General features: G+C 41.3%; 23 protein-coding genes and 2 other annotated features. Of the genes, 11 read left to right on the top strand and 12 right to left on the bottom strand.

Translation table 11 applies throughout. From position 1 onward, the window contains the following. Nucleotides 1–2: 2 nt before the first annotated feature. Nucleotides 3–488, top strand: coding sequence for a hypothetical protein (locus ACW0TQ_RS00920; protein ID WP_042532204.1), 486 nt, complete (start codon nucleotides 3–5; stop codon nucleotides 486–488). A gap of 567 nt (nucleotides 489–1,055) precedes the next feature. Here the strand turns inward: ACW0TQ_RS00920 and ACW0TQ_RS00925 are convergent. From ACW0TQ_RS00925 to ACW0TQ_RS00950, 6 genes are read right to left on the bottom strand one after another with little or no spacing between them, the layout of a single operon-like run. Beyond that, nucleotides 1,056–2,291, bottom strand: a complete 1,236-nt coding sequence (locus tag ACW0TQ_RS00925; RefSeq protein ID WP_256705743.1) for a Zn-dependent hydrolase — start codon at nucleotides 2,289–2,291, stop codon at nucleotides 1,056–1,058. Nucleotides 2,292–2,308: 17 nt separating this feature from the next. After that, nucleotides 2,309–2,527: a hypothetical protein gene (locus ACW0TQ_RS00930; RefSeq protein WP_256705742.1), complete on the bottom strand. Its 219-nt coding sequence runs from the start codon at nucleotides 2,525–2,527 to the stop codon at nucleotides 2,309–2,311. A 32-nt stretch (nucleotides 2,528–2,559) separates the two neighbouring features. After that, the gene (locus ACW0TQ_RS00935; protein WP_256705741.1) at nucleotides 2,560–4,062 is read right to left on the bottom strand and encodes an NCS1 family transporter; all 1,503 of its coding nucleotides are present in this window, start codon (nucleotides 4,060–4,062) and stop codon (nucleotides 2,560–2,562) included. A 49-nt stretch (nucleotides 4,063–4,111) separates the two neighbouring features. Further along, nucleotides 4,112–5,530 carry a dihydropyrimidinase gene (hydA, locus tag ACW0TQ_RS00940; protein WP_212928633.1) on the bottom strand — a complete coding sequence of 473 codons (1,419 nt, stop codon included), beginning with the start codon at nucleotides 5,528–5,530 and terminating at the stop codon, nucleotides 4,112–4,114. Between the two features lie 36 nt (nucleotides 5,531–5,566). Beyond that, nucleotides 5,567–6,835, bottom strand: coding sequence for an NAD-dependent dihydropyrimidine dehydrogenase subunit PreA (gene preA, locus ACW0TQ_RS00945; RefSeq protein ID WP_042532194.1), 1,269 nt, complete (start codon nucleotides 6,833–6,835; stop codon nucleotides 5,567–5,569). 28 nt (nucleotides 6,836–6,863) lie between these two features. After that, nucleotides 6,864–8,237, bottom strand: a complete 1,374-nt coding sequence (locus tag ACW0TQ_RS00950; protein ID WP_455725263.1) for an NAD(P)-dependent oxidoreductase — start codon at nucleotides 8,235–8,237, stop codon at nucleotides 6,864–6,866. 1,039 nt (nucleotides 8,238–9,276) lie between these two features. Here ACW0TQ_RS00950 and ACW0TQ_RS00955 point away from each other — a divergent pair. The 8 genes from ACW0TQ_RS00955 (at nucleotide 9,277) to trpA (ending at nucleotide 16,926) form a co-directional block, all read left to right on the top strand. Beyond that, nucleotides 9,277–9,825 carry a nitroreductase family protein gene (locus ACW0TQ_RS00955; protein WP_193065229.1) on the top strand — a complete coding sequence of 183 codons (549 nt, stop codon included), beginning with the start codon at nucleotides 9,277–9,279 and terminating at the stop codon, nucleotides 9,823–9,825. Nucleotides 9,826–9,911: 86 nt separating this feature from the next. Then, nucleotides 9,912–10,149: a binding site (T-box leader), on the top strand. A gap of 42 nt (nucleotides 10,150–10,191) precedes the next feature. Beyond that, nucleotides 10,192–10,449, top strand: a binding site (T-box leader). 84 nt (nucleotides 10,450–10,533) lie between these two features. Next, the gene (gene trpE, locus ACW0TQ_RS00960; RefSeq protein WP_193065228.1) at nucleotides 10,534–11,934 is read left to right on the top strand and encodes an anthranilate synthase component I; all 1,401 of its coding nucleotides are present in this window, start codon (nucleotides 10,534–10,536) and stop codon (nucleotides 11,932–11,934) included. Continuing rightward, nucleotides 11,918–12,514: an anthranilate synthase component II gene (locus tag ACW0TQ_RS00965; RefSeq protein WP_193065227.1), complete on the top strand. Its 597-nt coding sequence runs from the start codon at nucleotides 11,918–11,920 to the stop codon at nucleotides 12,512–12,514. Before trpE ends, ACW0TQ_RS00965 begins: the two co-directional genes overlap by 17 nt. Beyond that, nucleotides 12,511–13,536 carry an anthranilate phosphoribosyltransferase gene (gene trpD / locus ACW0TQ_RS00970; protein WP_193065226.1) on the top strand — a complete coding sequence of 342 codons (1,026 nt, stop codon included), beginning with the start codon at nucleotides 12,511–12,513 and terminating at the stop codon, nucleotides 13,534–13,536. The genes ACW0TQ_RS00965 and trpD overlap by 4 nt, the downstream gene beginning before the upstream one ends. Then, on the top strand, nucleotides 13,537–14,328 hold the full coding sequence (trpC, locus tag ACW0TQ_RS00975; protein WP_341172625.1) for an indole-3-glycerol phosphate synthase TrpC: 792 nt from the start codon (nucleotides 13,537–13,539) through the stop codon (nucleotides 14,326–14,328). A gap of 1 nt (nucleotide 14,329) precedes the next feature. Next, nucleotides 14,330–14,950 (top strand): phosphoribosylanthranilate isomerase, encoded by a 621-nt coding sequence (locus ACW0TQ_RS00980; protein ID WP_193065224.1) that lies wholly within the window; start codon nucleotides 14,330–14,332, stop codon nucleotides 14,948–14,950. 1 nt (nucleotide 14,951) lies between these two features. Then, on the top strand, nucleotides 14,952–16,163 hold the full coding sequence (trpB, locus tag ACW0TQ_RS00985) for a tryptophan synthase subunit beta (RefSeq protein WP_256705740.1): 1,212 nt from the start codon (nucleotides 14,952–14,954) through the stop codon (nucleotides 16,161–16,163). Then, complete coding sequence (gene trpA, locus ACW0TQ_RS00990; protein ID WP_341172623.1) at nucleotides 16,150–16,926, top strand: tryptophan synthase subunit alpha; 777 nt, start codon at nucleotides 16,150–16,152, stop codon at nucleotides 16,924–16,926. The genes trpB and trpA overlap by 14 nt, the downstream gene beginning before the upstream one ends. A 433-nt stretch (nucleotides 16,927–17,359) precedes the next feature. Here the strand turns inward: trpA and ACW0TQ_RS00995 are convergent, their stop codons facing one another. Genes ACW0TQ_RS00995 through ACW0TQ_RS01010 form a run of 4 tightly spaced genes read right to left on the bottom strand, consistent with a single transcriptional unit; the run spans nucleotide 17,360 to nucleotide 20,517 of the window. Further along, nucleotides 17,360–18,610 carry a hypothetical protein gene (locus ACW0TQ_RS00995; RefSeq protein WP_455725264.1) on the bottom strand — a complete coding sequence of 417 codons (1,251 nt, stop codon included), beginning with the start codon at nucleotides 18,608–18,610 and terminating at the stop codon, nucleotides 17,360–17,362. Nucleotides 18,611–18,615: 5 nt separating this feature from the next. Next, nucleotides 18,616–19,446, bottom strand: coding sequence for a hypothetical protein (locus tag ACW0TQ_RS01000; RefSeq protein WP_368901137.1), 831 nt, complete (start codon nucleotides 19,444–19,446; stop codon nucleotides 18,616–18,618). Next, nucleotides 19,443–20,132 carry an ATP-binding cassette domain-containing protein gene (locus ACW0TQ_RS01005; protein WP_193065535.1) on the bottom strand — a complete coding sequence of 230 codons (690 nt, stop codon included), beginning with the start codon at nucleotides 20,130–20,132 and terminating at the stop codon, nucleotides 19,443–19,445. The genes ACW0TQ_RS01000 and ACW0TQ_RS01005 overlap by 4 nt, the downstream gene beginning before the upstream one ends. Then, a complete protein-coding gene (locus ACW0TQ_RS01010; protein WP_042532170.1) occupies nucleotides 20,125–20,517 on the bottom strand; it encodes a GntR family transcriptional regulator in 393 nt (130 codons plus the stop codon). The genes ACW0TQ_RS01005 and ACW0TQ_RS01010 overlap by 8 nt, the downstream gene beginning before the upstream one ends. A 371-nt stretch (nucleotides 20,518–20,888) precedes the next feature. On the opposite strand from ACW0TQ_RS01010, the gene ACW0TQ_RS01015 reads away from it, so the two are divergent. Then, a complete protein-coding gene (locus ACW0TQ_RS01015) occupies nucleotides 20,889–21,653 on the top strand; it encodes an exodeoxyribonuclease III (protein WP_193065534.1) in 765 nt (254 codons plus the stop codon). Nucleotides 21,654–21,893: 240 nt separating this feature from the next. Here the strand turns inward: ACW0TQ_RS01015 and ACW0TQ_RS01020 are convergent, their stop codons facing one another. Beyond that, nucleotides 21,894–22,835 (bottom strand): MBL fold metallo-hydrolase, encoded by a 942-nt coding sequence (locus ACW0TQ_RS01020; RefSeq protein ID WP_439957411.1) that lies wholly within the window; start codon nucleotides 22,833–22,835, stop codon nucleotides 21,894–21,896. Nucleotides 22,836–23,100: 265 nt separating this feature from the next. On the opposite strand from ACW0TQ_RS01020, the gene ACW0TQ_RS01025 reads away from it, so the two are divergent. Next, nucleotides 23,101–23,568: a YueI family protein gene (locus ACW0TQ_RS01025; RefSeq protein ID WP_193065532.1), complete on the top strand. Its 468-nt coding sequence runs from the start codon at nucleotides 23,101–23,103 to the stop codon at nucleotides 23,566–23,568. Between the two features lie 651 nt (nucleotides 23,569–24,219). Here the strand turns inward: ACW0TQ_RS01025 and ACW0TQ_RS01030 are convergent. Next, the gene (locus ACW0TQ_RS01030) at nucleotides 24,220–25,320 is read right to left on the bottom strand and encodes a YkvI family membrane protein (RefSeq protein ID WP_212928624.1); all 1,101 of its coding nucleotides are present in this window, start codon (nucleotides 25,318–25,320) and stop codon (nucleotides 24,220–24,222) included. Nucleotides 25,321–25,375 lie beyond the last annotated feature (55 nt).

Here is a 25,375-nt window from a genome sequence, read left to right on the forward strand (position 1 = left end):
GCTTGGGTGCTAACGTGTTAACACAATCTGTCGAATTTAATAAAGAACAAATTGAATCAAGTTTTAAGAGGTTACACCCTCATGCTAATTTTATTGCAGAACGTATCGTCTACTATCCTTATTATTATTTTTGTTATAACGTAAAAGCTAAACGCCTTTTCCTCCCCTTAAATGAAAAAGTAGGATGTGCCATTGATTCGATTAGCGGCAAGGGATCGCTCATTGATTATAAGCCGAAATGGAAAGCGATTGAAATTTCAAAAGAGCAGCAGATGCCCGAAATGTACTCCTTGGAGGATTGCACTTCCATTTCTGAATCATTCATCTATCGGTCTTTATCTTTAAAAATGAGAATGATATCATTTCCAGAACTAAAGAGAGAACAGCAACAAAGATTTTATCGTCCTTACTGGGTGGTTTGGAATGAAAGAGCTGAATCGTCGGATTTCATTGTTGATGGGGTGTCCGGACAATTTCATCCCTTGTAAAAATAAATGATAATAAAGAAAAAACAAGGATACCGCTTGGTCTTTAAATCACCGGTATCCTCGCCGAGCAGATGTCCACTCCGGGGAGTCGCTTTCTGCGTGCAACGCTTCAGCCTCCTCGGAAGAATACCGCTTCCTGCTCAGGTCTACCTGTTGCTTTTCCCGCAGGAGTCGACTTCCCGGAGCTCCCATCTAAGTGGAATTATGTTTTATTTGCTTTTTCACAAAGAAATAATGCAAATTCTAGTGATGGTTTTGATGGGACGAGTAATCGCAGTCCCAGCCCCAGTGGGAAGACCCCGCAGGAAAAAGTGTTCTTCTTTTTTCTACCCACGGGGCATAAGTGCGGCTATGCTTCTGTCTGCGCCTGCCGGCTTGCCAATCAGCAAGTCTTCTTTAAAGGAGATGAGCTCGGAGCCCACGGAAAGCGGAGTGTATTTCTGGGGCCTAAGATTTCTCACCCCGCGAAACCCGTTGGAGCGGCTATATTCAGCATTTTTTTATGCTTTCTTATTCTTTAACAAAAACAGGTAAAGGAAAAAAACCTTTACCTGTTTTTGTTACTATCTAATTCATTGTTAAATCCAAAACAGTCTGCAAAACCACGTTTACCCCTCGCTCACAATCTTCCCATGCAGTCAATTCATCTTCGGCATGGCTTTTTCCGTTAACGCTTGGTACAAAAATCATGGCAGCCGGCAGATAGGTCGCAATAAATTGTGCATCATGCCCTGCACCGCTTGCCATCCGTTTATAGGAGCAGTTCAGGGATTTACAGGACTTCTCTAAAGCGTCCACTAATTTGTTATTAAACCATACGGTATCACGGTCCCAAAGCTTCTTTATTGTAACATCACATTTTTCTTTGGCCTCCGTTTCCGCTAACCCTTGAATGATTTCTTCCACTTGGCTGATTACAGCCGCTTCTTTATGCCGTGCCTCCAGCGTGAAAATTACTTTATTCGGGATAACTGTATGGATATTCGGGCTCACATTCATTCGGCCAATCGTGTAAACGAGATCATTATCCAGTTTACTCATTTTCTCCCGTATTTCATTAATCAGATTATTAGAAGCAAATAAGCTGTCTTTTCTCATGGACATGGGCGTAGTTCCTGCGTGATCAGAATCACCAATTACCTCAATTTCATAGCAGCACATCCCCACCACACACTCCACAACACCGATATCAATGGATTCACTTTCTAATACTGGACCTTGTTCAATATGCAGCTCTAAAAAAGCTTCTGCCTCTGTTAAGCGGTTTTCTTTCCTTCCTTCATATCCGCTTTCTTTTAAAGCTTCTGCAAAGGTTATCCCGTTTTTATCGACCGACCGGAGCATGTTGCCCTTATCAAACTTCCCAGACATGACTCCCGAGGACATTAACGAAGGTTCAAACCTTGCACCTTCTTCATTTGTAATATTCGCCACAACCACTGGAATTCGTGGTCTGATATTACTTTCGACCAAGGTTCTCACTACCTCAAGCCCAGTTAAAACACCTAATACGCCGTCAAACCTGCCTCCTTTTTCCACGGAATCTAAATGTGATCCGATTACGACCGGTGGCTTATCATTTTCTCTCCCCTCCAGCGTTGCATACATGTTTCCCATATCGTCCCATTTTACAGTCAGGCCCAGCTCTTCACAAACCATTTTAAAATGGTTTCTCACTTTTATATCCGTTTCGGATAATGCCAATCGGGTTACACCATTATTTTCAGTTCTCCCGAAATCTGCAAAATCTTCAACGATTTGTTTTAGCCTCTCCCCATGAATGAATATTTTTTGTTTTTCCACTATATCTCCTCCCGCATTTATTGTTTTTGCAGCTGATGTTTGATTAGTAATGTCGTGATATATTTTCTGCTGTCAGCATTCTCAAGCAGGATGGACTGCTTCTCTGCCACACCCTCTTTTTCCAATTCGACCATATCTCCGTCCAATGTTCCAACCACGGAAGTGATTTTATAATTATTTTTCATCCATGCATCAACAAGCTGTTTTTCCTGTAAAAATTCTTGATAACTTGACAATGAATAACCTCCTCGTCCCCTAAATCATTCTGTTATTTGGCAGCTGTTTCCTCCTTTTCTGCATCCTCATCTAACGACCAATCCCTGCCGACGGTAATTCCTAAATATTTGTCATCATCCGGATCCGTAATCTCTGCTTGCGGGAATTTGTGGAAGTACCAATATTTCGTCAGCACATAGTAAACTGCTGCAGCAACTATAAAGCCGACAATAAACGAATAATTCATAAAGATTAAAGCAACAGCGCCGCCAATGGCCCAGGAAATAAAGCCAACGATGTTTACGCCGCCATGAAAGCGATATTGGCCCCTATTCTTATATAAGTCAGGAACATTCACTCTTCGTTTTCGGAGCAAATAGTAATCTGCAAACAGGATACCGCTGACCGAGGATAAGATGGCACCAATAATCAAGAGAACCTGCGTGAGTATTTCATAGACGCTCCAAGGCTGAATGACCGTACCGACAATGCCGGCAACAAAAACAGCAACTGCATGGGAAACTTTTGGACCTAAGACATTAGAGAAAACAGCAGCAGCAGGTAATACATTTGCAGCTGTATTCGTGGACCACTGTGTCAAAACTATCATAAAAAGTAACATTGCAAGCATCCACCCAGATGCGGTATCCTGCAGTGCTGTAACTGGATTCGAGGTCCCGGCAACAATAAATGCTGCGGCACCAATCATAATCATAAATGCTTCTGTAAGAGGAAGAGCGACGAGACTGCCGATTAAGGTTGTTTTATTCCGTTTAAACCAATTTCTTTCATACTTAGGAGCTTTGAAATGGCGGGAGATGGTCGGGATATCGCAGCCCAGTGTTGCCCAGAATCCCATATTAGCGAAAAGCACCACCATAAATGCCGTGAATGCAGCTCCCCCGGTTACCGGACTTGCTACCCAGGCCCAGACATCTGCCCCTTGTGCCTGAATATCTGCATTTAGTGTTTGGTAAATAATTAAAGACATGACAATAATAATTGGCGCAGCTACATCTGCAAAGCGTTCTACCCATTTGATGCCGGAAGCAGTATTGATAAGCTGGACAAGCGCAAAAACAAGGTAACATAACAGCCAATTATCAAATCCGGCAAACATCGTATGCAGTATTGCATTAATCGCTGTTGCACCGAAATAGGTGTTAATCCCGAACCAAAACGATGCCGTGACTGCTCTCGTTAAAGAAGGAATATGCGTCCCTACCGTTCCAAACGGCGCCCTCATATAAACCGGGAAGGAAATACCATGCTCTACACCGATATCACCAATAATGGTAATAAACGCTCCAATTGCTATACATCCAATCAACGTAGCTAAAACCACCCATGGCAGCGATATACCCTGGATGCCTGAAGCACCAATATCAAAAGTTGCCAGCAGGATGGCCATTCCTATCCACATCGCAAAAAATCCCATTACCCCAATCTTTCGCTCACCATGCTTCACCGGAAGTAAATCTGGAGACTTTAAGTAGGAATTACTTTTATCCTTTCCCTGCAATGCAATCGCCTCTCTCCTCTTTGATGAATCCAAAAAGCCGCTTCATCCCTCTCATTCCGCAAGCAGCTATGGATTGTTTATATTAACTTCTAGGTGCTGTTTCCTGCTTGTTCGTATGCGCAGAATCAAATTTAGCTCGTTTTAAGAACTTGCCTGCTCCTGGTTTAGCAACCAGCTCTTTATCCTTAATGACATACTCCCCGCGCGATAAAACGGTAACAGGCTGCCCAGTTACCTTCATTCCCTCTAAAGCGCTATAATCAACGGCGGAATGATGTGTACCTGCGGATATCGTACGCTCCACATTTGGATCGAATAACACGATATCTGCATCTGTGCCGGGAGCAATCGTTCCCTTTTGCGGAAATAAACCAAACAGTTTCGCTGCTTGCGTTGACACCATGTCTACAAATTGATTCATAGAAATGCGTCCTTTTTTCACACCTTCTGAAAATAGAATACTAAAGCGGTCCTCAACGAATGGTCCGCCATTTGGAATCTTGGTAAAGTCACCTTTTCCTAAATCCTTTTGTCCATCAAAGTCAAATGCACAATGGTCGGAGCCTATCGTTTGCAGCTCCCCGCTTTTCAGAGCATTCCACAGCACTTCCTGATTGGATTTATCACGTAATGGCGGAGACCACACATATTTTGCTCCTTCAAAATCAGGCTTTTCCAAATAGGTTTGGTCCAGTACCAAATATTGCGGACAGGTTTCCCCATAAACAGAGAATCCCTTACTTCTGGCTTCCGCAATTTGCTCTACCGCTTCTTTACAGGTGACATGCACAACATATAATTGGGAATCAGCCAGCGCAGTCAGTTTTGCTGCCCGGCCCGTGGCTTCCCCCTCCAGTTCTGGCGGGCGGGTCAACGCATGATAGATTGGATCGGTATTCCCTGCTTTTAATGCTTCTTGCGTTAAATGTTCAATTACGTCCCCATTCTCAGCATGCACCATTACTAATCCACCGTGGTCTCTAGCAGTTACTAAGGTTTGAAAAAGTGTTTCATCATCTGCTTGCAAAACATTTTTATAAGCCATAAATACTTTAAAGGAAGTAACTCCCTCCTCTTCAATAACCGCAGGAATCTCCTGTAAAATCTGTTCGTTTGCTTCCACGATTTGCAAATGAAATCCATAGTCGATTACTGCCCTGCCTTCTGATTTGGCATGCCAAATTTCCAGAGCATTTTTTAATGTTTTTCCCTTCTCTGTTAAGCAAAAGTCAATGATTGTTGTTGTCCCGCCATGCGCAGCAGCAATGGTTCCACTTTCATAATCATCTTTTGTTACTGTACCGCCAAATGGCATTTCCATGTGCGTATGCGGATCAATGCCTCCAGGAAAAACGTAAAGTCCTGTTGCATCAATAACTTCTGCATACACATCACTTAAATCCTGTCCAATCGCTTTCACTTTTTCATCTTCAATCAACACATCCGCTTGATATATGTCTGCTGCTGTAACAATCGTTCCATTTTTAATAATTTTTTTCATTTTCGATTCCTCCAGTAAAAATCTAAAGTCTCGCAATTAGCGTTTCTCAAGCATATGAATTGCTGCCTGGCGGTCATTCCAGGACATCGGCGGTTCCGTTGGTGTCAAATCAATCATGTCGATTGCTCCCTCTACCGGACAAACAATCGAACATAGATTACACCCGACACAGTCCTCCTCTCTTACACGTAAAATAGCATTTCCATCTTTATCTGTAAGCATGTCGATACACTGATGAGACGTATCTTCACAGGCAATATGGCATTTATTACAATTAATGCAGACATCATTGTTAATACGGGCCACCACTTTATGATTTAAATCCAGATTGCTCCAGTCTGTGTACTTTTCCACAGATTTTCCGATGATGTCGCTTAAAGCATCTATCCCTTTTTCATCTAAATAATTTTCCAGCCCCTCTGTTAAATCCTCAATAATCCGAAATCCATGATGCATTGCTGCGGTACATACTTGCACACCGCCGGCTCCCATCAGCATAAATTCCACGGTATCCTGCCACGTAGAAATCCCGCCAATTCCGGATATCGGAATATTAACTTCCGGATTTCTTGCGCATTCTCCGACCATATTTAAGGCAATCGGCTTCACTGCCGGTCCGCAATACCCGCCATGCGCTCCTTTTCCATTCACATTTGGAACCGTGTTCCAAGTATCTAAATCTACCCCTATCAAACTATTGATTGTATTAATTAAGCTGATGGCATCTGCCCCGCCCCGAGCAGCAGCTTTTGCGGTTGCTGTTATGTCCGTAATATTTGGCGTGAGCTTCGTGATAACCGGAACCTCTGCCGCTTCTTTGGCATACATCGTAGTTCTTTCTACCAGATCCGGATGCTGACCAACAGCTGCACCCATCCCTCTTTCAGACATCCCATGAGGACAGCCAAGATTTAATTCAAACCCATCCACTCCAACATCCTGCACTCTCTTTACAATCTCATGCCATTTTTCCCGCTCGGGTTCTACCATTAAAGAAGCAATAATTACCCGGTCTGGATATAACTTTTTCGTTTCATAGATTTCCTTTAAGTTTTCCTCCAATGGACGATCGGAAATCAGCTCTATATTGTTAAAACCGGCAACCCGCTGCCCGTTAAAGTGACTTGCACCAAAGCGGGAGGTGACATTTAATATAGGCTCACCCAATGTTTTCCATACTGCTCCTCCCCACCCAGCTTCAAAGGCACGCTGTACTTGATACCCGGTATTGGTCGGGGGCGCAGATGCCAGCCAGTACGGATTAGGTGATTTGATTCCAGCGAAATCAATACTTATATCAGCCATTTTCATCCTCCTAATCTTGAAATATCTTTTAAGATCTTTCTGTTACAGATTGCTTGAAACGCTCATGGACCGCCAGCGCTGTATCCTTTCCCTGCTGAGCAGCCGTCACCACCATTGCTTCTCCAATTCCTTTTCCAAAAATCACATCTCCTGCAGCATATACTTTGGGATGAGACGTTATAAACGTTTCCGGATCAACCTTCACAACGCCTCCACTATGCTCCAGACCAAAGGCCTCAATGATTCCCTGATGCCTCGTTTGTCCGATAGCCTTCACTACGATATCAATATCCATTAAGAATTCAGATCCTTCAATTTCCACTGGCCGAGGCCTTCCATCCTTCTCAGTCTCTTGTAATTCCATTTGTACGCACTCCATTTGTGTTACATGACCATTTTCATCACCGATAAGACGTTTCGGATTGGTAAGCCATCTAAATTCCACGCCCTCCTGTTTGGCAAACTCATATTCAAAATCATAAGCAGTCATTTCCGCTTCCGTTCTGCGGTAAAGTATCTTTACGTTATCCGCGCCAAGTCTGACTGATGTCGTAGCTCCATCAATCGCTGTATTTCCTGCCCCGATGACCGCAACACGCTTTCCGATAAAATCCTCTGGATAATTCCCATTTTTTGATCTTTCCACTAAATCAATGGCATCGAAGTTCCCCTCTAATTCTTCCCCTTCTATTCCAAGCATTGGAACTTTGGACATTCCAACAGCAAGCACCACCGCATCATATTGATCAATAAGATCCGCCGGAAAAATATCCTTGCCAATTTCCGTATTCGTTCGTATTTCTACACCTAAATTTCTCACTTGCTCTACTTCCCAGAAGGAGATATCCTTAGGCAAACGAAAGGGAACAATTCCAAATGTATCTAACCCTCCCGCTTCCCTTTTTGCTTCAAAAATAGTTACTGTATAGCCTAGCCGGGCTAATTCGCGGGCTGTTGATAAGCCAGCAGGACCGCTTCCAACGACAGCGACTGTTTTTCCATTCTTTTTGCCAGCTTGAAAGAGAACCGCTTCATTTTTAATTGCCCAATCTGTCGCAAATCGCTGCAAATCCCCAATAGGAATGGGCTTCGTAGCGTCATTCAGGACACAAGCTCCTTCACATAATTCTTCTGTCGGGCAGACTCGGGCGCAGCTAGCTCCAACCGGATTGGAATCCATAATTGTTGTTGCAGAGCCCTTCAAGTTCCCAGAAGCAATTTTTTTAATAAATCCCGGAATATCAATCCCTGTCGGACATGCAGTAATACAAGGCGCATCATAACAATATAAGCAGCGATTCGCTTCATCCAATGCCTCTTGGGAATTAAAGCTTGGTTTCGTTTCCTCAAAATTCGCTGTAAGCACCTCACCAGATATAAAATTCTTTAATAAATCACTCAAGAAACAAACCTCCTTTAAAATACATTTCAAAAAAGATTAATTAAAATAGAAAGTTATTATATACTTATGTGGCAAGCTCTCAGTAAATTACCATTTCAACAAAAGCAGGGGTTTTTCTAAAAACTAATTATTAACTCAACTTTCGCACCTAAAAAGTAACGTCATTTCTATAGAAACAGGAGTTGATTGTTCCTTCGATAACCCCCTTGACAAAGATATAGAAGGCGAAGTGTAAAGCACCGGTCCGCCTCCGCTAGTAGGGTATTCTATACGTGAAAAAACAACTCACCAAACAGAAGTTTAATCAGATAGAACATATTTTTCATGCTGTATGGTAAAATGTTCGACCAAGATTACTTTCTGTGCTTCGAAGCGATTCCCTGTATTTCATATCCATCCTGTCATGATTGGATTGTTCAGACGAAAGCTGCTATTTCATTCAGCTCATTAAAATCTTATTTCTTTCATTCGCTGTAGAACCCTATCAGAGCGCAGGCCAACCACGCAGACTCCTATAGGAACAGGGCGAGCTGAAGATCCACTTGAAAAGCGGGTTTCTTTTCAAGTTAGCTGAAGCCGTCCCCATGGAAAGCGGAGTGGTTGGCCGGAGCGGAGCTATGCACCATCACCAATTCCAAAAAGACCGGATATTTCACCAAAATGCAAGCATGATAATGGAGAACACGTTCCCCCTGGAATAGCAAGATATATATGCTTATTTTTAGGTATGAAAGTCGAGTTATTAGAATTCGCGCCGATTTTATAGAGGGCAAAGATAGTGTGAGGTAAAATAAAAATGAGTAAAACGTATATCTGCTGAATTTTAAACACCTATTTAATATTATAAAATTTACAATATTCCCATTCATTGGACAAATGGTAAAATAGTCGTTATTATTTTTAGGCGAACTGTAATTATTTTTAGAAATACTGGCGGTTCTTTAAACACACGGTTAAAAATTCATTTGCAAAAATTTTATAAATTCGGTACAATTTAATTGATAATAATTATCAATTAAATTGTATAGGAGTTTATTTCATGAGTAGAACAGAACTTGCAAGATTAATTCGGGAACGCCGTGCTGTCAAAACAGGATATAATAATAAAAAAGTGACCAAAGAAACAGTTATGCAATTATTAGAGGAATCAATCTGGGCCCCTACCCATGGAATGAGACAGCCTTGGCGCTTTCTGTTCGTTGACAAGGATCACCTTCCCAGCTTTGCCAAAAAAATTGCATCTACATATCCTGAAGAAAGACAGGAAAATCGAGAAAATTATCTGAACGAGCCAAATGCTATTCTAGTCGTCATTATGGAAACCTCCGATATCCCCAAACAATGGGATGAGAATTTTGGTGCTGTTTCCGCAATGATCCAGAATTTTTGGCTGCTGGCATGGGAAGAAAAGCTAGGTATTGTCTGGAAAACAAATCCGCATATCTATGATGAAAAAGTAAAAGACATTCTCGGTGTGAAGGAAAACGAAAAAATTGCCGGTTTTATTCACATGGGTTACTTTGACGAAGTACCCGAAGAGAAAGAACGTATCCCGTTGGCAGATAAATTTGAAGTATTTGAAGGATAGGAAAATCAGATAATTTCACCTTTTTTCTATAAATCTATTGACAACCTCCTGTCCTTTCGTTTAGTATAGATTTCAATCAATTAAATGAAGTGGCGTTGATGAAGAAGAGTAATTACAGGTGAACTCTAAAGAGAGCTGATGGCTGCTGTGAATCAGTGAGTATCCTTGTAATGAATGGACTTCGGAGCTCCAAACCGAAACAATATCGGAGTAGGCTTTGGCGGAATGGTTTCTCGTTATGGAAACTTAGAAGATAGTAATCTTCTTTTAGAGTGAGCTGCACGTCAGCTAATAAAGGTGGTACCACGGTCCCTCGTCCTTTTATATATGGATGAGGGGCCTTTTTGATTTTTATGAGACAATATATTACAAACGATGATGAAGAGTAGTAAATAATTTTTCATGCATAACAGAGAGCTGATAGCTTGGTGGAATATCAGTATGCAGGAATTATTGAATGGACTTCAGAGTGTTTTTCCGAAAAATGCCCGCTGGCAAATGGAGTAGGAAAAAACGTATTTCCGACGTTACACGGATAGGGTATCGGACATTTCCTGTACCTGATAAAGATGGAAAGATGAATCTTTCTAACAGAGGTGGCACCGCGGCCCTATCGTCCTCTATAAGCACATAACTGTGTTTATAGAGGACTTTTTTATTTCTTAAATATGATTTACAGAATTTTCAACTATAAAGGAGAGAGAAATCATGACGGCACAGGTAACGCATCAAACGTATTCCATCGATAGATTAATTCCTATTCAGGTTTTTCAAAGCTTGCCGAAAGCAAAAAAATATCTGTTGGAAAGCAGCTTTCCACACGAAGAAAAAGGACGCTATTCCTTTATCGGCCTTCATCCTTATCAAGAAATCATTGGGCGTGGAAAAGAAACAACGCTAATCAGTGCTTCCCATGTAGAACCGCTGGTTGTTCATCAGCACGCATTGCATTTCTTACAAGAAACGATGCCGACGCTTGATTTATCTCTTTCCCTTCCCTTCTATGGCGGAGCGATTGGTTATATTGGCTATGATACGATTCAGGCTTTTGAAGATATCGGTCCAGCACCTTTTGATGACCGGAATATGCCGGATATTCATTTCATGCTTTTTGAAGATACAATTATTTTTGACCACGAGGAAAACAAACTGCACTTTGTTGCGATAGACCGGAACAGCGGAACAGAAGAAAATCGCGAACAGCGTATTCAAAGGCTGAAACAGTATGTTGATCAGGCAAGAAAAACCGAACTTCCTGTTCCGCAGACATATGCTTTTATACCGGAAATGGATCAGCAGAAATTTGAAGAGAACGTGCAGATTGCAAAGGATTATTTGCAAAAAGGGGAAATTTTTCAGGTTGTTTTATCCCAGCGTTTTTCAAGAGAGGTGGAAAATGAGAGAGAGTTTGGTCTTTCTTTTTACGAACAATTAAGGAGACATAATGCCTCCCCTTACATGTTTTACATTGATTTTCAAGATTACACCGTACTCGGGGCTTCTCCAGAAAGCTTGATAGAAACCAAGGGCAGCCACGTTGTCACCAATCCGATTGCCGGAACAAGAAAACGCGGACAGAACGAGTTGGAGGATCAGGCACTCGCAGAGGAACTGCTTGCCGATGAAAAAGAACGGGCCGAACACCGGATGTTAGTCGACTTAAGCAGAAATGATTTAGGTCGTGTCTGTGAGGTCGGCAGTATTGAGATTCCCGTTTATATGACGATTGAGCGTTACCAGCATGTAATGCATATTGTTTCCGAAGTAACCGGAACCTTGCGCCCGGATTATTCAGGGATTGACGCACTTATCTCCTGTCTGCCAGCCGGGACCGTATCGGGCGCACCGAAAATAAGGGCAATGCAAATCATTAATGAACTGGAAACCGTAAAGCGCGGTCCTTATGCCGGCGGAATCGGTTTTATCAACTTTGAACATGATGTGCATATTGCACTCGCTATCCGCTCGATTGTTATCAAGAACTACAGAGCTTATTTTCAATCTGGAGCCGGTCTCGTATATGATTCCGTTCCATTCAATGAATATATGGAAACCATTAACAAAGGAAGATCATTTATGGAGGTGCCTGAACTTGATTCTATTAATTGATAATTATGATTCTTTCACATATAACCTGTACCAATATGTTTCCGAATGCGGCGTACATGTGGAAGTGATCCGCAATGATGAAGTGACTGTCAAAACCATTGAAAAATTAGAACCAAAAGCCATTATCATCTCGCCTGGACCGGGTTCTCCAAAGGACGCCGGAAATTGCATCCAGATTGTGCAGGCTTTTTATAAAAAGCTGCCGATACTGGGAATCTGCTTAGGGCATCAAGTAATTATGGAGGCCCTGGGCGGCAGAGTTATTCAGGCATCTACCATTAAGCACGGAAAAACATCGCTGATTCACCATGATAACTCCGGGCTGTTCCAAGGGCTCAGCAACCCGGTTGAAGTCATGCGATACCACTCTCTTGCAGCGGAGCATATCTCGGTACCATCCGAACTGCGTATCACTGCAACAGCTTTAGATGATGATGAAATTATGAGCGTGACCCATCAGACATATCCTGTTTACGGACTGCAATTCCATCCGGAATCGATTGGAACGCTGGATGGAAAACAGATTATTTCTCACTTTGTTGAGAAATTGACGAAGCAAAAGGAGGAGGTACCCCAATGAAACCGTATTTTAATCAATTACTTGAAGGAACAGACTTATCATTTGAAGAAACAAAGGCATTATTTAATGCTTGTTTCCAGGAGGAAGTTTCCGATACAGAGCTTTCCGCTATTTTAGTAGCTTTAAAAATGAAGCAGCCGACAGCAGAAGAACTGGCCGGCTTAGCAGAAGTAATCCATACCAATTCACCTTTTCAATTTGAGTTGGAACTTCCGGCAATGGACAACTGCGGAACAGGAGGAGACAGATCAAACAGCTTCAATATCAGCACCTGTGCAGCATTTGTCTTAGCCGGCGCCGGCATTACAGTTGCGAAGCACGGAAACCGCCGCATCTCCAGCCAAACTGGAAGTGCTGATGTATTAGAAGAGCTTGGTGTTTCACTTGATTTAACCAAGTCGCAAATGAAATATATGCTGCAGGAAAATCAAATCGCCTTTTTATTCGCCCAGCATGTTCATCCTACATTGAAGCAGATTGCCGGTGTACGTCAGAAGCTTCGGACGCCGACCATTTTTAATTTGGTCGGCCCACTAACTAATCCGGTTGCTTTGCATTCCCAGCTGGTTGGCGTGTATTCAAATGATGCCTTGCCGATTGTAGCAAAATCTCTGCAAACGCTCGGCCGGAAGCGTGCGTTAGTTATTCATGGAGCGGGCGGAATGGATGAAGCCTCTCTGCAGGGGGAAAACAACTATATTTTACTGGAGAACAATGAATTAAAAGCAGGCAGCATCCATCCGGAAGAGGTCGGTCTTTCCGTCTATACCAACCAAGAGATTGAAGGCGGCGATGCAAAACGGAATGCAGAAATTTTGCTTTCTGTATTAAATGGAGAACCGGGAGCTTATCTGGATACCGTTCTATTTAATACAGCGATTGCTTTATTCGCCATCGGGCGTGTGGATTCCGTGAAGGATGGGATGGAAATTGCCAGACACAGCGTATTCTCTGGAAATGCCAAAGCAAAATTAGATACATTGGTCGACTATAGCCAGGAAGCAAAACAAGAGGTGGTATAAATGACGTTTTTAGAAAAAATTATTGATAAGAAAAAGCAGGAGGTTGCGGAACGTAAATTACAAGCAGCCGGAAAGCATACGCGAAAAAATCCAATTTACTCTCTCCATCAAAATGTTCAAGCAGCTGATCATATAGCAATTATTGCTGAAATCAAACGGGCTTCCCCTTCCAAAGGGGCAATTCAAATGGACGTCGATATACTGAAACAGGCAAAGCAATATGAACAGTCTGGGGCGGCTGCTATTTCTGTTTTAACCGATGAAAGTTTTTTTCACGGTTCATTAGATGATCTCCAAGCAGTAAGTGAAGCAGTCTCCGTCCCTGTTCTCTGTAAGGATTTTATGATTGATGAAATACAAATTGACGATGCGAAAAATGCAGGAGCTTCCATTATCTTATTAATTCTTGCCGCGCTGCCGCTGGAACGATTCCAGCGTCTTTACAACTATGCAACAGAGCAAGGGCTGGAAGTGCTTTGCGAGGTGCATAATGCGGATGAATTAAAGGACGCCCTGACAGTGAATCCGAAAATTATCGGAATCAACAACCGTAATTTAAAAACCTTTGAAGTCGATTTACAAACAACGGCGGAGCTTGTGCAGCAAATCGATAAAGGAGAGCTTACCATTATTTCTGAAAGCGGCATGCGTACGAAAGAGGATGCCGAACTGGCAAGAGATGCCGGGGCTAATACGATTTTGGTCGGGGAAACATTAATGCGCTCCAATCATGTGGAAACAGACATGCAGGCCTTGCAGGTACCCCTCTCTTCCACGAAAGGAGCTTCCTGATATGCTTGTCAAAATCTGTGGAATCACATCTCCGGAGACAGCAGAAATTGCTGCCCGTGCCGGAGCAGATTTTTTAGGCTTTGTTTTTGCCAAAAGCAAACGGGAAGTATCCGTGGAGCAGGCAGCCAACATTATCGCAGCATTGCCGGAACACGTAAAAAGTGTCGGCGTTTTCGTCAACAAAGATAAGAAGGAAATAGAAAAAATTGCTCGGGAAACGGGACTCGATTTTATACAGCTGCATGGAGAAGAATCTCCTGAAGCTGTCAGCAGCTTTACCTTTCCTGTTATTAAATCACTTCCTGGCACAGAAGAAGGTGTTAAACAAGCAGCGCAATATGATGCTGCTTACCTGCTGATGGATAGTCCTCCCCTGCCCCATGCGCATGGAGGAAACGGGGTTACATTTAACTGGTCTACATTAAAAGGAAATACGTTTTCCGAACGGCTCATTTTAGCTGGCGGACTGACACCGGAAAATGTCGCTAAAGCCATTCAGCAGGTAAAACCGATTGCCGTGGATGTTTCCAGCGGCGTGGAAACGGATGGAAGGAAAGACCCAGATAAAATAAAAGCTTTTATTCAGGAAGCAAAACGAACAACTGTAGAAAGGAATCGATAACATGCAATCATATACATTCCCAGACAAATCAGGAAAATACGGTAAATTCGGCGGCAGATATGTGCCGGAATTACTTATGCCAGCTGTCTTAGAGCTTGAAGAAGCTTATGAAGCAGCAAAAAATGATCCCTCTTTTCAGGAGGAATTAAATAATTATCTGACAGAATACATTGGCAGAACGACACCGCTATATGAAGCAGAACAATTAAGCAAACATGTAGGCGGTCCAAAGATCTATCTAAAACGGGAAGACCTTAACCATACTGGTGCACATAAAATCAATAACACGATCGGCCAGGCGCTCCTGACTTTACGAATGGGCAAAAAGAAAGTCGTCGCTGAAACCGGAGCCGGCCAGCATGGCGTAGCTACAGCAACCGTCTGTTCTCTGCTTGGTTTAGAGTGCATCGTTTTTATGGGTGCGGAAGATATTAAGCGACAGAAGCTTAACGTTTTTCGTATGGAGCTGTTAGGAGCAAAAGTGGTCGGAGTCTCTCAAGGCAGTGCAACCTTAAAGGATGCAGTAAATGAAGCATTGCGCTATTGGGTGAATAATGTCCACGACACCCATTATATTATCGGCTCTGTGGTAGGCCCGCATCCTTTCCCTCGCATTGTACGGGACTTTCAATCAGTGATCGGCGCAGAAACAAAACAGCAAAGCCTTGAAAAACAAGGAAAGCTGCCAGACGCAGTCGTAGCTTGCGTTGGCGGCGGCAGCAACGCCATGGGCATGTTCTATCCTTTTGTCGATGATAAGGAAGTTGCTTTGTACGGTGTCGAAGCTGCAGGGAAAGGCGTTACTACCAATGAGCACGCAGCTACGCTAACAGGCGGTTCTCCAGGCATGCTGCATGGCACGTTTACTTATTTATTGCAGGATGAAGCAGGCCAAATTCAAGAAGCTGCCTCTATCTCTGCCGGATTAGACTATCCAGGCATTGGACCGGAGCACAGTCACTTGCATGATACTGGCCGGGTAACCTATCCTTCTATTACAGATGAGGAAGCATTGGAAGCCTTTCAGCTGCTTGCAAAATTAGAAGGAATTATTCCTGCTCTGGAGAGCGCACATGCTGTTTCCTATGCATGTAAGCTTGCAAAGGAAATGTCTCCGGAGCAATCGTTAGTTATCTGTCTGTCCGGACGTGGAGACAAAGATGTAGAACAAGTCAAAGCAAAGCTGGAGGAGAATTCCGATGGGGAAGCATAAACTAGAAAATACATTAAATGAATTAAAAGCAACAGGAAAGCCTCTGTTCATTCCTTATATGATGGCTGGTGACGGAGGAATCAACCAAATCAATGAACACATTCAATTTCTGGAAGAATGCGGTGCGTCTGCAATTGAATTAGGTATTCCTTTTTCTGACCCAGTAGCTGATGGTCCTGTAATTCAGGATGCCGGACTGCGTGCATTACAGGAAGGAACCACGCTAAAGCTGGTTCTTGATGAGGTCAGAAAACAAAAAGAATCACGAAACATTCCAATTATTTTGATGACCTATATTAATCCTATTTGGAAATACGGCTACGAGCAATTCGCCAAAGACTGTGATACTGCGGGGGTAGATGGTATTATTATTCCAGATATTCCAATGGAAGAGGAAGAAGATATTGCAGCTGCGCTATCTAATCAATCCATTGCCTTTATCCGTTTAGCTGCGATGACCAGCCCGGATGAGCGTCTGGAGAAAATTGCACAGGACTCAGAAGGTTTTCTATATGCTGTTTCCGTGAACGGAACAACCGGAGAGCGTCAGCAGCATGATAAAAATACATTGGACTACTTGAAGAAACTAACCGCTTTAAGCAGCGTTCCCGTCTTAGCCGGATTTGGCATTTCTAATCCAGAACAGGCAAAATCGTTAGCCGCTTATTGTGACGGTGTCATTGTCGGCAGTAAAATCGTTCACTTATTTGCGGAAGGAAAGCAAACGGAAATCAAAGAATTGATCGGTGAAACCGTGCGATAAAATGAAACTTTATTTATCAGGTGTTTTGGGGCTTCTACGTAATTAAGTGAATCTGGATCTTTATCGGCGTTTTCTCTCTCCATGATGGAGCAAACAATCAAATCGGGCGCTTTTTGACTGCTCCATTGCAATAAATGTATGTTTGCATTGATATAAGTGTCGAGACAACCATTTCTTTATAGCATAAACTATATTAGAATCTAGACAACGTTGTCATTGATTCAAACCATCACAACAACCCATGCCTTGAGGGAGCTGTACGCCACATACAGCTCCTGTTTTTTTAGATAAATGAAGTACAAGCTGATCTAATTCAATAATGACTGGAACCAAGATGGCGGCAGTTGCAGTCTTTTTGCTAAAAAATATGACTCTCCTATTTAACTAATAAAAATACAGAATAGAAGATACCCTCTATTCTGTATTTTTATCTTTACTTATCCTCAAATTCCATCTGATACAAATCAAAATACTGATATTGTTTCATAGAATCTTCTGCCTGAATAATCCCTTGATAAACATTTTCCCCTGTTTCCAAATCAAATACATTGATAGAAATATCCGCCACTGTCAGTGTAGAATAAGCAGGAAATACAACATAGAAATAACCATTATGAACATCTGTTAATGGATATACTTCTTCTTGCCCTATTTCCATTCCCGCATCAAACACATTTTCTTCAAAAACGGTTTCTTGTTCTTCTAAATTCTCATCGAACTTTGTTAACGTGTAATTTTCCCCTTGGAGCATCCCTGCATAAACTGTACCATCATAAATTCTAAGAAAATCTCCCCCATAAAAGTTTGCTTCCTGAAGATCAATGGATTGGAAGCTGTCTTGCTCTACATTGTATAAACGCAGTTCATATTTAAGCGGAGAATCCCCTACGTAAACACCATTCTGATCGACTTTATATTCATCATACGTATAGAGATAATGCATTTCTCCGTTGATCAGACCGCTGTCCTGATAGGTTAAAGAGGGTTCTATTCCTTCTTTAGACTCCATGTCCCTTTGTGGAAACCTTATATCCTCTATGGTTTGATTATTTAAATCTATCACAAGAATCCCATTTTCATCCGTATACACATCTGTTATTTCATCATACTGTCCTTCCATATATAATTGGACGTATAACTTATTATGATTATCAGCAGTTATAGAGCTTACACCATAGATTTGCTGATCCTCGACAGCCAGTTCGAATGAGCTGACGTTTTCTGTTTCTTTATCAAGTATTTCTACGCCAATATGATTCTGTTCATTCATATCCCAGTTGTTTTCATTCCCATCTACATAAATAAGCTGATTATCTGTTTCCGCAAAATTCTCACTCCATTGGTTTTTCCCGCGCATAAAGCTTTTATACTTTTTCACATATTTTTCTATTTGTAAGTCAGAATAATACCAGCCATAATATGATTCCCTTGATTGATCTATCCGCTTAGATTCATCCACAGATAACTGAAAAGGTTCTGACACCACACTGTAGTACGAAGCCATGCCGGGACTACTTTGCCCATCTCCAAGTATCGTAACATCCTTCACAACCGCTTCATCTCCAGATACGGTTTTCCATTTAAAATCAAGCGTTTCTTCATCCATTACATAAAAACTGATAAGGATAACCGAAATGAAAAGGAATGCAAAATATATAATCGAATAGCGCTTTAAATGATCCATCTCTATCACACCCTTATCTTTCTATTTAACAAATGATTACTAAAGAAAACCGATACTGCTGAAAGGGTAATTGCTATAGCAAATTGCATCCATAAAAGCTCCGTCTCATAAAAATATCCTTTTACGATTATCTGCAAAATATATGGAGAAAAGACCAGAATCAGAGCCCCTATCCCATAAAAAACCGCCATAAATACACCTTTAAAACGGTAGCTGCGTTCAATCAGAATCATGGTAAATAATATAATGACAAAAGCTGTTCCAAAACCGTAATTAATCACAAAATCAATAAATTTCTCCGGAAGCAGGAATTTTAAATAATAAAAGCTTCTAATCATCCCTTGAATCGTTAAATCCAACCGGTAATCAACCGGAATAATCAGCTTTAATATCACCTGTAACGCAGGGAGGACAGCTACTTGATAAGCAATCAGACCAAAAACGAAAATCAGAATCGCCGCCAATTTGGAAAAGAACAACTGAATACGTTTCACCGGAAGCATCAGCAAGCGGTAAATAAACGTGTTCTTGCCCAGCCAATCCCGATACCAGATAAATAAAACATAAATAAATATCGTCACTGCAGCGAGGACAATAGGCAGTGTAAACAGAAAACTCGACAATATATTCCCTATCGATACATAGCCATTATCTTGAAGAAATTGCTCTTTAGGTATTCCAAGCTTCATGACACTCTCTGTAATTTCCGATTTCACCATAAATGCATAATACAGCATCCCGGCAGCCTGCAGCAAAAACACAGCTGCAAGCAGCATAATATAAATCGGTAAAAATCGTCTAAATTCAAAGTTTACCAGTTTTCCAAAAAGCTTCATCCCTGATATACCTCCCTCATCACATCGATAACAGATTTACCCTCTTCTTCTCTTACCTGCTCCGTCATAAATTCTTTTTTCACCGCTCCATCAGCCAGTAAGACTGCTTTATCAATTAAATGCTCAATATCACTGATTTCATGTGTTGTGATGATAACACCGCGGTCTTCTACCAGATGACTGGAAAACACATCGGCAATCTGTTCTCTGCTAAAGATATCGATACCAGAGAAAGGTTCATCCATTAGAATATAATCAGCCTCCATCGCCAATCCCATCAATAAATTCACTTTCGCTGTATTGCCTTTTGATAATTGGGAAATACGTTCATCCTCTTTCAGCTTAAAAAATTCTAAAATCTCTTTTGCCCGCTCCCCATTCCAATTTTGATAGAAATCATCCATAAATTGAAAAGCATCCTTAATCCGCATTTTAGGCAAAAGCGTCATTGTATCTGGGATATATGTTATTTTCTCCATCATCTTTGGAGACAGCTTCTCCCCATCAATGGTAATCTCGCCTTTTTGGTAAGGAGTCAGTCCCATAATCGATTGAAGAATAGTCGTTTTCCCCGCACCGTTGATTCCAATTAAACACGTAATCTGGCCTTTATCTGCCTCAAAAGTAACTCCATTTAATATCTTTTTTCTGCCATACTTTTTCTCTATACCGGTCAATTTAATCATGCTTCTCTTCATCCTCCCTGCCAAGCTCATTTAATTTTGACTGGACAAGGTCAAAAACCTGTTCTTTTGGAATTTGCAAAGAGGTGATACGATCTACAAATTGATCAATTGCTTCGTCAATTAAACTTTCACGAATTTCTTTTATGCGGCCCGTTTCCTTTGTAATCATACTTGGTTTATTTCCATCCGTATAAATCAAGCCTTCCTCCTCCATTTCCTTATAAGCTCGCTGCACAGTATTCGGGTTTATTTTTAATCGCTGTGCTAATTCTCTGCGTGAAGGAATTTCCTGACCAGACTTTAATTCTCCAATTGCAATCTGTTCTTTGAAATACCTGATCACCTGAATATACACAGCTTCACGTTTATCAAAACGGATATCCATCCAATTTCTCACCTCATTCTTATCATGCTTTCGTGTATACTGTATTAATACACTAGTACATCTTGTAAGTGTATTATATGCATAATACAGAAGAAAGACAACTCTTTTCTTTGTTAAATTTAAATTTTTTATGTATGGTGGATTGGATTTCTTTATTTCAAACTGGACTCGTTCTTAAAAAGAGATATTTTTCATATTTACCTGGCATCAGCAAAGGAAATATATATAAGTATACTCGGTGTAATTTTGTTCGACGCTTCCACACCCATCGTGAAACAGCCGGCTCTCTCCACACAAAAGCAATCCCTTTTTCAGACAAATATGGTAGAATGGCTATCAGAATGATGTTAACAGGAAGGAAGATTTTCAAAATGAAGTTAGTTACATGGAACGTTAATGGAATCCGGGCCTGTGTTCGAAAAGGGTTCTTGGATTTCTTTCATGATATAGATGCAGATTTTTTCTGTTTACAGGAAACAAAGCTGCAGGCAGGGCAGATTGATTTGGATTTAGAAGGATATTATCAATATTGGAATTACGCGGAAAGAAAAGGTTATTCAGGAACAGCAATTTTTACCAAGCATGAGCCGCTTCATGTTTCTTACGGGTTTCAAGAAGGCGAGATAGAGCCTGAAGGAAGAATAATCACATTAGAATACCCTGACTTTTACCTCGTCAATGTCTATACGCCGAACTCAAAGCGGGATTTAACCCGGCTGGAAGAGCGTTTGGAATGGGAAGATAAGATGTTTGATTATTTGCGGGAGCTTGATTCGAAAAAAGCCGTTATTTATTGCGGAGATTTAAACGTAGCCCATCAGGAAATCGATTTGAAAAATGATAAAACAAACCATGGCAATTCAGGATTTACGCAAGAGGAACGGGATAAAATGACACGGATTCTGGCCAATGGTTTTACAGATACCTTACGCTTCTTCTATCCTGAACACGATGATATTTTCACGTGGTGGTCTTATATGAAAACAATTCGTGAAAGAAACATCGGCTGGCGTATTGATTATGTGATTGTTTCCAGTCCATTAGAAAAATATCTGGAAAACATGGAGGTTCACCGTTATACACTTGGCAGCGACCATTGCCCAGTGAGTCTGGAAATAAATCTTAACAGCAGATAAACCCAATCCATGTTTAATCAAAAAAGGAGAAAAAGGAAATGTCGAACGTCTGAAATATTTCTGGTATTAAAAATAGTCCAATGATTACACCAAACAAAAAAACAGTAATGATACGCAGTTTTTTTCGCATTCTCATCCTACCTCTCTTTCCTGAAAAACGAAAAGGAACCAGCTTGTGCTTCCTTTTCGTTTTTATCATTCAAGGAATATTATATAAATATGGAAGCATCCGCTTCCCGTTTATTGTTTCTGAAAATAATCTACCATCCCAAGGGCACTTAATTGTAAATCAACATTAATTATCTGATAAACCTCATGGTCATCAGCAATCCCCTGCTCACGAAGCTCTGTTTGTACATATTTCAACAATCGGTCGGCAATTTCATCATAGCTTTGTCCTTCTGCAACTGCAGCTTCCCCTTCTCTCACAAAGATATCCAGCCATGCTTCTGCCTGCTCGAGAGCTTCTTCTACTAAATCTGTTCCTCCAAAATGTCCAAAAAAGATATAATCTAATTGTTTCTCACGGAACCTTTGTAAAGAATGCCTCATTGCCTCCGGATCAAAGTGATTGGGAGATGTAGATGGTAAAAAGAAGTTCAACCCATGCGGAAATAGTTGTTCATATTGAATTCCGGCCGTATCCCCAGTAAACATCCCATTACTTATAGGATCATAGATTCCCAGATGATGTCTGGCGTGGCCTGGCGTATCCCAGAATTCTAAGATGCGGCCTTCCTCAAGCTGCAGCGTATCTCCTTCTGTTTTCTCCACCACCCTTTCCTCATCAGCAGGGATAATGGGATCATATAATTCGGAAAAACGCTCGCCGTAAATTGCGCGTGCTCCAGCAGCCAGCTTTTTAGGATCAACAAGATGTCTCTTCCCTTTTGGATGAACGTATAAAAGCGCATTCGGACAAAGCGATAATAAACGTCCTGCGCCGCCAGCGTGATCTAAATGAACATGTGTAACAATAATATGTTTTACATCCGCAAAAGTATATCCTAATTCTTCTAATCCTTTTTTAATATACGGTACAGAAGGGCTCGGTCCCGTCTCAATAATCGTAAGTTCATCTGCTTCAATGACATAAGCTCCTGTTCTGCCGCTTACACCAAAATCAAAACCATCGATAAGTGAAATCCCATGATGAAGTTTCATCGTTTTTCTAGAGTGCAACTGCATAATAATCCCTCACTTCCACAAAATAATTGAAACACACTATACTCTTATTTTAACATTTAAATATATGTCTCCGTATGATTTTATCAGATATTTCATTTTTACTTTCCAATCCACCCTCTTTAGAAAATAGGAAATAGGAATGATTTTCTTTGCTTGATATTCAACAATAGGGTACATTAGATGGAGAATAATGATTATGTAATAATTGCTGATGCAAACCGCACAGCAAATTGAAAATAGATTAAAAGGATGAAATCGAATGAGTAAAAAGAATGTAGATGATTACCTTCAAGAAGGAATGTATGGAACGCGTCTGCCCAATGAGAGTGAACGGAAAATGTATCTTGGCACCTTTCGTGAGCGCGTTGCCTTTGTGTTAACCATTGGCGAGGTGATGTCTAATAAAGGACTCGCTGAATTAGAGCGCCAATTAAAGCAGCATCCGAAGGCAAAAATCTTATTGAACGGAAATATTTCATATTCATTTTTAAAGGAAGAAAAAGCACTCGCTGACCGCTTTTCCATTCCACATACTACGGTAAGTAACCAGGAGAATGATACAGAAATCGGTTTAGTGCTCACCTATCCTTATGCTGTAGATATAGACCAAATTTCCCTTAAAGATATTGAGGAAAAACTAGCTCCCAAAGAAAAAGAAGATGAAGAAGAAAAAAACAGCAATCCGTCAAAAGGAATCGTATCGAAGCTTAAAAACTTTTTCCACTAACCTGCCGTTGTTTCTCCCATTTAATACTGTGTAAATGTTAGAAAAGCCAAGAACACCGCTTAGTCTTTAAAACATCGGTGTTCTCGCCGAAGAGATGTCCGCTGCGGGAAGTCGCTTTCCGCGGGCAACGCTTTGGCCTCCTCGGAAGAAAACCGCTTCCTGCGGGGTCTTCAGCTGTTGCTTTTCCCGCAGGAGTCGACTTCCCTCCGCTCCCATCTAAGAAGAATTATGTTTTATTTGCTTTCTTACAGAGAAAAGAAGCTAATTCTAGCGACGCTTTTTGATGGGACAAGTAATTGCTGCCCCAATCCCAGTCAATCCCAGTGTGAATACCCCGCAGAAAAAAGCGAACTTCTTTTTTACCATCGGGACATAAGTGCGACTATGCTTCTGTCTGCGCCTGCCGGCTTGCCAATCAGCAAGTCTTCTTTAAAGGAGATGAGCTCGGGGCCCATGGAAAGCGTAGTGTTTTTCTGGGGTTGTGATTACTCACCCCATGAAAACCGTTGGAGCGGCTATCTTCAGCTTTTTTATAACTTTCCTATTCTTTAAAAATGCCAGTCAGCGGAAATGAGGCGATTTACACCCAATTCCTATGACCAGCACTACATTTCACCTTACATTTCCTGTTACTTCACACTGTATGATGCATCATTTATCATCAAAATCAATATTCTTCATTCTAAATGGTGTAATAATCAGTACAACAATCAGTACCAGTCCCATATAGCCAATCAGCGAATAAAATTTAGAGACTAAATCGGTAAAACCGACAAAGCTAAGTATAAAGCCTGCTACCAGGGTGATAGCTAATAATATATTAAATTTTTTCGTTTCTACTTTTGCAAACCTGGTAACAAACGCAAAGAACATACTAATTGCTGTGTTAAAAATCATTCCAAAAAGTACAAGTGCCATGATAATACCTAGCACTGGTGAAATATTATTTACAATCCCCAACATTGGCATCTCAAAATTTCCGACCTCTTCAATTTTAGCAAAAATCGCGAAATAACTAAGAAGAATTAATACACCCAGTCCCAGTCCGCCTACTAACCCGCCAATGGCTGCTGTTTTTCTATCTTTCACTGCTCCCCCCATAACAATGGACATCGCCGCGCCAACAGAAGTGTTAAAGGTAGCATAGTTTAAGCCTGCAACAAACCAATTTGGAAAATTCGGTCCATGGCTCTTTGCCGTACTATTTAATTCAGCTAAAGATCCATCCATTGTAAAAAAGCTGTAGATAGAGATAACGATAACAAATAAAATCAAAAACGGTGTAATACTGCTGATTACAGCAACCACTTTATCCACTTTCAGCATACCTGTCAGCAGTACCAATACTGTCATTAAAATCGCTCCTGCAACATGAGGCAGCCCAAACTGCTGATTCAGGTTCGCTCCAGCTCCAGCAATCATTACTACCCCTACGCCGAATAGCGTAAATACTAATACAGCATCTACTATTACCCCAATCAGGTTAATACGAGTGATTTTTTCAATGATTTTAAAATGGCTGATTTTATAGATAACATCATTATAAGAAGTTGTCTGTGCCTTGCTCCCTAACCAGACCAGCATCATTCCAACATATGCAAAAAACACTGTAGAAACAAATGCAGCCAGAATTCCCACTGTACCAAAGCTTGTAAAGTACTGCAGCACTTCCTGGCCGGATGCAAACCCGGCGCCTACGATCACCCCTATGAATGCGCTTGCAATTACAAAGATTTTCATTAGTTTTTTCATGTGCTTCCCCCTCTGTTCTTTTTATCTTATAAGTATCAGATGAAATCTTTTTGTG

It is taken from the genome of Oceanobacillus sp. M60 (genome assembly GCF_053839645.1).